Here is an 11,505-nt window from a genome sequence, read left to right as displayed (position 1 = left end):
AATGGAATTTGCTGTACCATATTAGGAATGGCATATAATTTGCTCTGTCAATATTAGGGCATAACGAATAGTCAAAACTTTGGCTTCTGAGGTAAGAATGAGAATTGATGGTTTACAAGGTGAAATGCAAACCATGATGCTAGAAGCAACAAACAGCAGACCTGCGGTGACGGGAAAGCAAGCCGGAATTGACTTCGGTGATATGTTGAATCAAGCCATTAATAATGTGAATTCATTACAAAAGACATCAGGTAACTTACAAATGCGGTTTGATCGCGGTGATGAAGATGTCTCACTTTCAGATGTCATGATCGCTAGAAATAAATCAGGTGTTGCCTTTGATGCGACCATTCAGATTAGAAATAAGCTGGTGGACTCTTACAAAGAATTGATGAATATGCCGGTATAAATTTTGGGTAGTAAATAGTGGCTGACGATAATAATTCTACAGACTTAACCGTGACAGATGGAGCTGACAGTGCATTGATGGCGTCGTCTGATAACCATTTAGATGGACAGAATCCAGATTTAGATGAGCGCAGTTCGTCTAAATTTGATATGGCTGTTGGTGATCTCGATCTTCTAAGACAAGTGGTACTGGTTCTCTCAATCTCAATCTGTGTCGCGTTGATTGTGATGCTTTTTTTCTGGGTCAAAGAGCCAGAGATGCGACCGCTTGGTGCTTATGAAACCGAAGAGATGATCCCAGTACTTGATTATCTTGATCAGCAAAAAATCGAATACCGATTGGATGGGAATACCATTCAGGTTCCAGCTAGTGAATACAGTTCATTAAAACTCAATATGGTTCGAGCAGGAGTGAATCAAGCCAGAAATGAAGGCGATGATATCCTGTTACAAGATATGGGTTTTGGTGTATCTCAACGCTTGGAAAAAGAGCGTCTCAAGTTAAGCCGTGAACGTCAACTTGCCAAAGCAATAGAACAGATGAAGCAAGTGAGAAAAGCGAAAGTTCTATTGGCACTACCTAAACAGAGTGTTTTTGTTCGACATAGCCAAGACGCGTCAGCATCGGTTGTTTTAACTCTTAGTATGGGCGCAAATTTACGTCAGCAAGAAATAGACTCTGTGGTTGATATGGTGGCGAGTGCCGTACCTGGTATGAAAACATCGCGTATCACGGTGACAGATCAACACGGACGCTTATTAAGTTCAGGCTCACAAGATCCACTATCAAGTGCTCGTCGTAAAGAGCAAGAGTTAGAACGTAATCAAGAGCAAGAGCTAAGAGAAAAAATAGACTCCGTACTTATCCCAATTTTAGGGCTTGGTAACTATACTTCTCAAGTGGATATCGAACTTGATTTCAGCGCGGTAGAACAAACGCGTAAACGCTTTGATCCTGGTACACCGGCGACTCGAAGTGAATATACCCTTGAAGATTATAACAATGGCAATGTGGTTGCGGGTGTTCCTGGTGCGTTGAGTAACCAGCCACCTGCTGATGCTTCAATTCCACAAGACGTTGCTCAGATGAAAGATGGTTCAATATTAGGTCAAGGCTCTGTCCATAAAGAAGCGACTCGAAATTTTGAGCTTGATACTACGATCAGCCACGAGCGAAAACAGACGGGCGTTGTTAATCGTCAAACGGTATCGGTGGCAATTAAAGAGCACAGCTCAATTAATACTGAAACAGGTGAAGTCACTTATACACCATTAACTTCTAGCGAAATTGATACCATCAGACAAATACTTATTGGTACGGTTGGTTTCAGTGAAGCGCGAGGCGATTTAATTAACGTATTAAGCGTGAAGTTTGCCGTTCAAGAGGCAGACATAATCGCTGATGTTCCAATTTGGGAACACCCGAACTTTAATGACTGGATCCGTTGGTTTGCAAGCGCGTTGGTTATCATCGTTGTGATTCTTGTACTGGTTCGCCCAGCAATGAAGAAATTGCTTAACCCTGCGGAAGAAGATGAAGATCCAATGTACGGCCCAGATGGTTTGCCTATCGGTAGCGATGGCGAAACTAGCCTAATTGGTGGTGATATCGAAGGCGGTGAGCTGTTCGAATTTGGCTCAGGTATCGATTTACCAAATCTACATAAAGATGAAGATGTACTTAAAGCTGTTCGTGCTCTTGTCGCGAATGAACCAGAGCTTGCTGCTCAAGTTGTGAAAAATTGGATGATGGATGCCTAACGAACTCGTAAACCAAGAAGAAGGCGCTGATGGCGCTGGAACTGAAGTTGATATTTCAGGGATCAGTGGTGATGAAAAAGCCGCTATTCTTTTATTGAGCCTTAATGAAGAAGATGCTGCGGGCATTATCCGTCATCTTGAGCCAAAGCAAGTCCAACGAGTTGGTAGTGCGATGGCAAAAGCCAATGATTTGAGCCAAGAGAAGGTTGGGGCTGTGCACCGTGCATTCCTCGAAGATATCCAGAAATACACCAATATCGGTATGGGTAGCGAAGACTTCATGCGTAATGCACTGGTTGCCGCACTTGGTGAAGATAAAGCGAATAACTTAGTTGATCAAATCTTACTGGGTACAGGTTCAAAAGGTCTGGATTCACTCAAATGGATGGATCCAAGACAAGTGGCAAGTATCATTATCAATGAGCACCCGCAGATCCAAACTATTGTACTCTCTTACTTGGAGTCGGATCAGTCAGCCGAAATACTGTCTCAATTCCCTGAGCGTGTACGCCTAGACTTAATGATGCGTATTGCTAACCTTGAAGAAGTACAACCTTCAGCGTTGGCAGAGCTAAATGAGATCATGGAGAAACAGTTCGCTGGTCAAGCAGGTGCTCAAGCCGCGAAAATTGGTGGCCTGAAAGCCGCTGCTGAAATCATGAACTACATGGATAACAGCGTTGAAGGCATCTTGATGGATCAAATCCGAGATCAAGATGAAGATATGGCCACTCAAATTCAAGACCTCATGTTTGTATTTGAAAACCTTATCGAAGTGGATGATCAAGGCGTTCAGAAACTTCTACGTGATGTACCACAAGACGTACTACAACGTGCTCTTAAAGGTGCTGACGAAGGCTTGCGTGAGAAGATCTTCAAGAACATGTCTAAACGTGCAGCTGATATGATGCGTGATGATATCGAGGCGATGCCACCTGTTCGTGTTGCCGATGTTGAATCTGCTCAGAAAGAGATTCTTACTGTTGCGAGGCGTTTGGCTGATAGTGGTGAGATTATGCTATCTGGCGGCGCAGACGAGTTCTTATAAAGACCCTGAAGCCTCCTCGTGAGGCTTCATTATTATTGTTTGTACGTTAATCCAAATTCCCCAATTCCATTTTATACAGGTATCAATATGTCAGGTGAAAGAAAAAGAGGCTTCTTACGCCCCGATGAAGATGAAAACATTGAGCAACCTAAAAAGTGGGGTCTGCCCGATTATGGGGCTGAAATAAATAAACAAGCGAAAGATACCGCGTTTAATTACGATCCCGGTTGGATGCCTGATTTTGATGAACCCGAACCAGAGGCTCCTTTAGAACTCACCGAAGAACAGATTGAATTGATCAAGCAAGGCGCTTACCAAGATGGATTGCATCAAGGGCAAGAAGCTGGCTTTAAACAAGGTTATGAAAAGGGTAAAGAAGAGGGTTTCGAAGCGGGCCATTCCGAAGGCAATGAAGCTGGAAAGCTTGAAGGCGTGACTGCTGGACAAGAGTACATCCAGCAACAAGTGAGTATCTTTATGGGATTAGCCAATCAATTTGCTCAGCCACTTGAATTAATGAATGCTCAGGTAGAAAAACAGCTTGTTGATATGGTATTGACCTTGGTAAAAGAGGTCGTCCACGTTGAAGTCCAAACTAATCCACAGATCATTCTCGATACCCTTAAAGAGTCAGTTGAAGCCTTGCCGATATCTGGACATGCGATCACCATTAAGTTAAACCCTGAAGATGTCGCGATAGTGCATGCCGCTTATGGTGATAACGAACTTGATTGCCGTAATTGGTCGTTAGCGTCAGAGCCTGCGTTAAACCGCGGAGACGTGGAGATCGAAGCTGGAGAATCGAGCGTTAATTATCGAATGGAAGATCGTATTCATACTGTGATCCAAGGTTTTTGTGGCGCTAACCGACATCAAGGACACTCGTGATGTTGGCGCTGGCAGAAAGACTTGAACAATATAAAGTCGAAGGGCTAACCAGTCGTCCAATCGCTTCTGGTAAGCTAGTACGTGTTGTTGGGTTAACTCTTGAAGCGACAGGTTGCCGAGCACCAGTCGGCAGTTTGTGTCATGTGGAAACCATGTCTGGCGTGATGGAGGCAGAAGTCGTTGGTTTTGCTAATGACAACTTATTCCTTATGCCAAGTGAACAGATATCCGGTATTTTGCCCGGTGCAAAAGTGACGCCTTTAACCCGAGAAAGTGGGTTGCCTGTTGGGATGGAACTATTAGGCCGTGTCATCGATGGTGTTGGGAACCCACTTGATGGTTTAGGTGCTATTTATACTGAAAATCGAGCTCCACTAAACGCAGTTCCGATCAACCCTCTGGCACGTAAACCAATTTCTGAACCTTTGGATGTTGGTTTAAAAGCGATTAATGGGCTTCTTACTGTCGGTAAAGGACAACGTATTGGCCTCTTTGCTGGTTCAGGTGTGGGTAAATCCGTAACCCTAGGGATGATGACGCGAGGCACGACCGCGCAGGTTGTTGTGGTAGGGTTAATTGGTGAACGTGGACGGGAAGTTAAAGAGTTCATTGAAGAGATTCTTGGAGAAGATGGGCGTAAACGATCCGTGGTAGTTGCTGCTCCTGCTGACTCCTCGGCACTGATGCGATTAAAAGGTTGCCAAACCGCTCTGACGATTGCGGAGTACTTTCGTGATCAAGGGTTAGACGTTCTACTGTTGATGGATTCATTGACGCGTTTTGCTCAAGCTCAGCGTGAAATTGCTCTGTCTGTTGGAGAACCTCCGGCAACGAAAGGTTATCCACCTTCTGTTTTTGCAAAACTACCAGCCTTAGTAGAACGAGCGGGTAACGGAAGCCAAGATCAGGGATCTATTACCGCCTTTTTCACCGTTTTAACCGAAGGTGATGACCTACAAGATCCAATTGCAGATGCTTCACGAGCAATCCTTGATGGACACATTGTACTGTCTCGTGAAATGGCGGATGCAGGTCATTACCCTGCGATTGATGTTGAACGATCTGTGAGTCGTGTGATGCCGCAAATCACCACTGATGAACATATGTTGATGTCAAAAGCGGTGAGACAAGTACTCTCAATTTGCCGTAAAAACCAAGATTTAGTGTCGATTGGTGCCTATAAACCAGGGACCGATCCCGCCATTGATGGTGCCTTTACATTGAAACCTAAACTTGATGAGTATTTGCAGCAGAAAATGAAAGAGAGCGTACCTTACGATATGTGTGTCAACATGTTGAAGCATGTTCTCGGAGGGTAGTAAGTTATGGATAATGCACTAGATTTCTTACTTGAGCAGGCGAAAGAGAAGCAAAACCAAGCTCAAATGGCACTGAATCAAGCCAATATCGAGCTGGAAGATTACTACAAGCAAGTGGCCCAGATAGAACAGTATCGATTGGATTATTGTCAGCAGTTGATTGAGCGTGGCAAAAACGGCCTTACCGCAAGCCAATATGGGCACTTGAATCGCTTCTTAACTCAGCTTGATGAAACCTTATCAAAACAGAGAGACGCAGAATCTCACTTCAAAAACCAAGTAGATAATTGCCAAGAGTACTGGCTAGAAATGCGAAAGCAATGCAAATCCTACGAGTGGTTGATGGAGAAGAAAGAGACAGAGAAGCGACAACTCGAAGAGAAAAGAGACCAAAAACAGATGGATGAGTTCTCTACACTGCTGTATAGCCGAAAGAAATCGCATTTCTGATATTTTTCTTTCATGTCATCACACCGATACCCTATTTGATGAACCATTTTAATAATGGTTCTCCCTCCTTATCAATTTAATAGCGAAGCTTTCCGTTAACTGGCTCATTTTTTGCAAAGTTTTCAGTTGCAATTGTATTTTGTCAATGTTTTAGCTGCTTCTGCTCTTGGCTCAGTACGTGTGGTCCTTCACTTGGTGTGAAATAGAACGATTTCAATCAGAAAACTTTTTTGTGAGAGCCTTTGACATGAACCTTAATATTCAATCAACTTCCGATAGCTCAAAGTCTTCCCTTCTGCAAAAGGGCAGCGGCAGTTCCGCATCTTCTTCCAGTGAGGCGGCAGAGTCGAAAGGTTTCTTTGCTACGCTAAAAGAAGCGTTTGGCCAAGGTGAAGAGGCAAAAGTATCGGATGTAGAAAAAACAAAAACGAAGTCAGAGAAATCGTCTAATGACTCAGATTCAGACACTGAAATTGATGGTGAGAAAAAAGTCGATAGCAGTAAAGCGAGCGGTGACAACGCGAGCAAAGAGGTCTCCTCTGAAGAGGGCGAGATCACTGCTGATAGTGAAGCGCCTCTTACTTCAAATGAAAAGTCAGTTACTGGTGAAGAGCCAGGAGTAAAACAGACATCTAATACGAGCGGTGACTCGGTTCAGGCTGAGCAGTCTGATGGCTCAAAACATCAGGTAATGAGCGCGCAGCAAGGAAAAAACAGCGAACAAAACCCAGCACAGAAAGCAGGTGAGAGCGCGGATCCATCGAAAGTGTCGGCGGTGATGGATGAAGGAAATGAATTGCTTGGTCGACTGGATGAGGCAAATAAAACGCTTCAACCAGAAGACGGCAAAACATTGCCTCAGTCAAAAGGTGCTTCTGAAACGGTGAGTGCGCAAACGAGCACCCAGAATCCACGTCCTAACCATTCAGATTTAATGAAGAGTGGCACAACTGAAATATCGAAAGAGCTAGATCCTAGGCTTACGGTATCGGATGTCAGTAAAGTGCCCGCTTCGGGTGGGCAAGAGAGTGTCGCTGAAGAGTTGGCACCACAAAATGTACAGTTAACAGAGCAAGAACGAGCTTTTATCACAGACGCTAAATTCGCGGATCAAAAACAACTCGACGCCTTGATTGCGAAAAGTGAGACGGTTCCTTTATCTGAACAAGAGCTGGAAGCGGTCGCTGTATTAAAAAGTAAGATCGCGGCTGAAGAGCAGATTTTATTATCGAACGAGCTTCCGGCTACTGATCTTTTGGCAAAACAGCCGCTGTCTAACCAATCTGCGGCTAACAGTTCTGCTGTGTCACCAAATAAAGTCGACACGAACTCGTTATCAAATAAAGCGTCTGCCAGTAGTGAACTTCCCAACAATAATGAACTCTCTAACAACAACGTTGTTGCTAACCCTCAAGAAATTCAGTGGGGAAATATGGCAGCAATGGAACCGAAAATAGACGGGCAGATCGCAGCAAAAGGGGCTCAAGGTGCATTAGCCACATCCGTTCATAATGCATTGAATCAGCAGCAAGCTGCTCAAGCGATGTTAACTGAGAATGACATTACAGAAAAAGTGTTGACTGAAAAAGCGGCCCTAGACAAAAGCGCAGCAGATAAAGCGATAATGGGGCAATTTTCAGCACAGCAAGCGATGAGCACTGATGCTAACGCTTTAAACATCGCGGCACAGGCTTCTGGAATGAGCAGTAAAAATGCGGCAAGCCAAGCGGCATTAGCAAGTGCGTTAGGGGCTGGAGCAATAGGGGCAACGCGCAAGTCATCGGGCAATGAAGCTTCAGATACATTAGCTCAGCAAATAGCGTCTGCATCTGGTCAGCCTGGAACGCCGACTCCAGCACAAGCTCGTGCTGAAATTCAAGCAGCACAACAAGCCCCGCTGCAGCTAACAAAAGAGTTAGCGAATGAGCAGGTTCAAGAAAAAATACAGATGATGATGTCTAAAAACCTTAAAAACTTAGACATTCGACTCGACCCGCCAGAGCTTGGTCGAATGCAAATTCGTATGACGATGAATAATGATTTAGCGAATGTGCATTTTACGGTATCGAACCCACAAGCTAGGGAAATAATTGAGCAAACATTACCTCGTCTGCGTGAAATGTTAGCTCAACAAGGGTTGCAACTTGCAGACTCATCAGTACAGCAACAAAGCTCGGGTCAACAACAGGGGCAATTTGGATCGTCTGCAAGTGAAGGGGCATCATCAGGTTTTGGTTCAAATAATGATCAAAATGGTGAAAATTTTGATGCAGATGTCAAACTTGATTTGAATGTCGCTACAAAGCGTGATGGAATCAGTTATTACGCTTAAACTAACAATAAAATAATAACCTAGAGACAATTATGGCTGACGAAGTAGAAACAGGCGAAGCGCCAAAAGGAAAGAGTAAGCTCTTAATCATAATTATTGCCGTGGTCGTACTATTAGCTGGTGGCGGTGGTGCTGCCTTTTTCTTTATGGGGTCAGATAGCTCACCTGAACAAAGCGGAACGCAAGAAGCGGCGCCAATTGCAGTAGAAAATCTCGCCGCTTACGTAAATATTCCTCAGCCTTTCTTATTTAATGTTACTGGGGACAAAAGAGATCGTTTAGTACAAATTAAAGTTCAGTTGATGGTTCGAGGCAGCGAAAATGAAAATGCAGCACGCTACCACTCTCCTTTAATCGAAAGTGCACTGCTTGCTACTTTTGCTTCCGCCACAGTGAATCAATTACGTTCGGCAACAGGTCGTGTGGAATTGCGAAACAAAGCGACAGAAGACGTAAAAGCAAGTTTGACCAAAGCGGTAGGGAAACCTGTTATTGAGAAGGTACTTTTCACTGATTTCGTAATTCAATAGGTGTTACGTGACTGATCTATTAAGCCAAGACGAAATTGATGCGCTGTTACACGGCGTTGATGATGTTGATGATATTGATGATGACGATATTGGTGCCGAGGTTGAAGGTGCCACGAGTTTTGATTTTTCATCTCAAGACAGAATTGTTCGTGGTCGAATGCCGACCTTGGAACTTATCAATGAGCGTTTTGCTCGGCATATGCGAGTCAGCTTATTTAACATGCTGAGAAAAACGGCTGAAGTGTCGATAAACGGCGTTCAGATGATGAAGTTTGGTGAGTATCAAAATACACTATACGTTCCAACCAGTTTGAATATGGTGCGTTTCCGACCTCTAAAAGGAACGGCTCTGGTTACCATGGAAGCGCGATTAGTGTTCATTTTGGTAGAAAACTTTTTTGGTGGCGATGGACGTTTTCATGCGAAAATTGAAGGCCGTGAGTTTACTCCCACAGAGCGCAGGATCATACAGTTACTTCTGAAAATCGTATTTGAAGATTACAAGGAAGCATGGTCGCCAGTGATGGGCGTTGAGTTTGAGTATCTTGATTCTGAAGTAAACCCAAGTATGGCAAACATTGTGAGCCCGACGGAAGTGATCGTTGTTAGTTCATTCCATATTGAAGTGGATGGTGGTGGTGGTGATTTCCACGTCGTTATGCCGTATTCGATGGTAGAGCCAATCCGAGAATTGCTTGATGCTGGTGTCCAATCCGACAAAATGGAAACTGACGTTCGTTGGAGCACCGCACTTCGTGACGAAATTATGGATGTTCCGGTCAACTTCAGAGTTAATCTATTGGAACAAGACATTTCATTAAGAGATTTAATGGAACTGCAACCGGGTGATGTGATCCCGATGGAAATGCCTAAACATGCCACCATGTTTGTTGAAGAGCTACCCACTTACCGAGTTAAGATGGGGCGTTCAGGTGAAAAACTTGCAGTTCAAGTGTCTGAGAAAATTAGCAGACCACATGTAGTGAAAACGGATCTAGCATTCTTGGGTAAAGACATCATGTCTGATCTTGATGCTGAAGAGCAAAGTGAAGAATAAAATAATAGGTATTGAGAATGGAACCAAGTGACGACCAAAAGCTAGCGGATGAGTGGGCTGCCGCATTGGGTGAAGATCCAAGTGCACCAAGTATAGATGTTGATGAGATCATGGCTGCGCCTCTTGAAGAGTTACAAGATTCGTCAGCACCAATATCCGAAGATGAGCGACGTAAGCTCGATACGATAATGGATATTCCAGTGACCATCTCTATGGAGGTTGGACGCTCTCAAATTAGCATTCGAAATCTTTTGCAATTAAACCAAGGTTCAGTGGTTGAGTTAGACCGTGTTGCCGGTGAATCTTTGGATGTGATGGTTAATGGCACCTTGATTGCTCACGGCGAAGTGGTTGTCGTGAATGATAAGTTTGGTATTCGCCTGACGGATGTTATCAGCCAGACCGAACGTATTAAGAAGCTTAGGTAGATCATTAATGCCACGTAAGTTAGGTGTTCAATATTTGTTGGTGAGCTGTGGGCTGTTTTCTAGCCAAGCGATGGCAGCGCCACCAACTCAACTGGATTTAGCGACCACATTTGGGTCGCTTTTGTTGGTTCTTGCCTTTATCTTTTTTCTCGCCTTTATGCTGAAACGCATGAAAGTGCCTTCGCTGATTAACCAAAAAGATTTAAGTATTGTTCGCCAAATTGCAGTGGGGACGAAAGAAAGAATCGCAGTGGTGCAGGCCGGAGAAGAGCAGTTTTTAGTGGGGATTACGTCTCAATCGATCCAGCTAATTTCGAAACTAGATACCCCTATAAAACAGGAGGAGCTGGAGAAAAGCCAGTTTTCAAATCAGCTAAGCCAGCTATTAACAAAAAATGAAAAGAAATAGCGCGTTGAATACCCTATTGATATACGTGGCGATCCTCGGTGCATTGCTACTCTCTCCATTCTCACTTGCCCAAGAAGAGCTTGAAACGGTTCTTCCTAATTCAGCTGCGACCTCAGAAAGTGTGACTGTCTCTGCGATGGAGAAAGAGCAAGGAGCATCACGCAGCTCAATGAGTAGCGTAAATGGCGCAGGTATTCCAGCCTTTACCATGACCAGTAATCCCGATGGAAGTGAGGATTATTCGGTAAACTTACAAATTTTAGCCTTAATGACCATGCTAGGCTTCTTGCCTGCGATGGTGATTTTGATGACCTCATTCACGCGTATTGTGGTGGTCATGTCTATTCTGCGGCAGGCGATGGGCCTACAGCAAACACCTTCAAATCAAGTCATTATTGGTATTTCGATCTTTTTGACATTCTTTATTATGTCCCCAGTACTTGATCAAGTGAACGAACAGGCGATTCAACCCTACTTAAATGAGCAGATAACCGCTCGTGCAGCCTTTGATGCCGCACAAGAACCGATGAAAACTTTCATGCTGAAACAAACCAGAGTAAAAGATCTGGAGACGTTTGTTGAGATCTCTGGGGCAGAAGTGAGAAACCCTGAAGATGTCTCGTTAGCAGTGTTGATTCCGGCGTTCATTACTTCCGAGCTAAAAACGGCTTTCCAAATTGGGTTTATGCTGTTCTTACCATTTTTGATTATCGATTTGGTAGTGGCCTCCATTTTGATGGCAATGGGTATGATGATGCTATCTCCGATGATTGTCTCTTTGCCATTTAAACTCATGTTGTTTGTATTGGTTGATGGTTGGAACCTTATTTTATCCACCTTAGCCAGCAGTTTTGCATTGTGACGAGGAGTAACCT

General features: G+C 44.1%; 12 protein-coding genes. All 12 read left to right on the top strand.

From position 1 onward, the window contains the following. The first annotated feature begins 97 nt into the window (after positions 1-97). The 12 genes from fliE (at position 98) to fliP (ending at position 11,492) form a co-directional block, all read left to right on the top strand. Entirely contained in the window at positions 98-409 is a 312-nt protein-coding gene (fliE, locus tag OCV39_RS10575) for a flagellar hook-basal body complex protein FliE (protein WP_261888442.1), read from the top strand. Between the two features lie 77 nt (positions 410-486). Continuing rightward, positions 487-2,169 carry a flagellar basal-body MS-ring/collar protein FliF gene (gene fliF / locus OCV39_RS10570; RefSeq protein ID WP_371712406.1) on the top strand — a complete coding sequence of 561 codons (1,683 nt, stop codon included), beginning with the start codon at positions 487-489 and terminating at the stop codon, positions 2,167-2,169. Beyond that, a complete protein-coding gene (gene fliG / locus OCV39_RS10565) occupies positions 2,162-3,217 on the top strand; it encodes a flagellar motor switch protein FliG (protein ID WP_017052504.1) in 1,056 nt (351 codons plus the stop codon). The genes fliF and fliG overlap by 8 nt, the downstream gene beginning before the upstream one ends. Before the next feature lie 87 nt (positions 3,218-3,304). Continuing rightward, positions 3,305-4,105 carry a flagellar assembly protein FliH gene (gene fliH / locus OCV39_RS10560; RefSeq protein WP_017052503.1) on the top strand — a complete coding sequence of 267 codons (801 nt, stop codon included), beginning with the start codon at positions 3,305-3,307 and terminating at the stop codon, positions 4,103-4,105. Then, positions 4,105-5,424, top strand: a complete 1,320-nt coding sequence (gene fliI, locus OCV39_RS10555) for a flagellar protein export ATPase FliI (protein ID WP_261888441.1) — start codon at positions 4,105-4,107, stop codon at positions 5,422-5,424. The genes fliH and fliI overlap by 1 nt, the downstream gene beginning before the upstream one ends. Before the next feature lie 6 nt (positions 5,425-5,430). Beyond that, on the top strand, positions 5,431-5,874 hold the full coding sequence (gene fliJ / locus OCV39_RS10550) for a flagellar export protein FliJ (RefSeq protein WP_017052501.1): 444 nt from the start codon (positions 5,431-5,433) through the stop codon (positions 5,872-5,874). Positions 5,875-6,121: 247 nt separating this feature from the next. Further along, a complete protein-coding gene (locus tag OCV39_RS10545) occupies positions 6,122-8,206 on the top strand; it encodes a flagellar hook-length control protein FliK (protein WP_261888440.1) in 2,085 nt (694 codons plus the stop codon). Between the two features lie 32 nt (positions 8,207-8,238). After that, the gene (fliL, locus tag OCV39_RS10540; protein ID WP_017052499.1) at positions 8,239-8,736 is read left to right on the top strand and encodes a flagellar basal body-associated protein FliL; all 498 of its coding nucleotides are present in this window, start codon (positions 8,239-8,241) and stop codon (positions 8,734-8,736) included. Positions 8,737-8,743: 7 nt separating this feature from the next. Then, positions 8,744-9,793: a flagellar motor switch protein FliM gene (gene fliM / locus OCV39_RS10535; RefSeq protein WP_017052498.1), complete on the top strand. Its 1,050-nt coding sequence runs from the start codon at positions 8,744-8,746 to the stop codon at positions 9,791-9,793. A 17-nt stretch (positions 9,794-9,810) separates the two neighbouring features. Continuing rightward, positions 9,811-10,221: a flagellar motor switch protein FliN gene (gene fliN, locus OCV39_RS10530; protein WP_017052497.1), complete on the top strand. Its 411-nt coding sequence runs from the start codon at positions 9,811-9,813 to the stop codon at positions 10,219-10,221. 7 nt (positions 10,222-10,228) lie between these two features. Beyond that, complete coding sequence (gene fliO, locus OCV39_RS10525) at positions 10,229-10,630, top strand: flagellar biosynthetic protein FliO (RefSeq protein ID WP_017052496.1); 402 nt, start codon at positions 10,229-10,231, stop codon at positions 10,628-10,630. Continuing rightward, positions 10,617-11,492 (top strand): flagellar type III secretion system pore protein FliP, encoded by an 876-nt coding sequence (fliP, locus tag OCV39_RS10520; RefSeq protein ID WP_261888439.1) that lies wholly within the window; start codon positions 10,617-10,619, stop codon positions 11,490-11,492. The genes fliO and fliP overlap by 14 nt, the downstream gene beginning before the upstream one ends. Positions 11,493-11,505: the final 13 nt, after the last annotated feature.

Source organism: Vibrio cortegadensis (assembly GCF_024347395.1).
In the GTDB taxonomy this organism is placed as follows: Bacteria; Pseudomonadota; Gammaproteobacteria; order Enterobacterales; family Vibrionaceae; genus Vibrio; species Vibrio cortegadensis.
The sequence above is the reverse complement of the archived record's forward strand: the minus strand, read 5'-3'. Positions and strand labels throughout refer to the sequence as shown.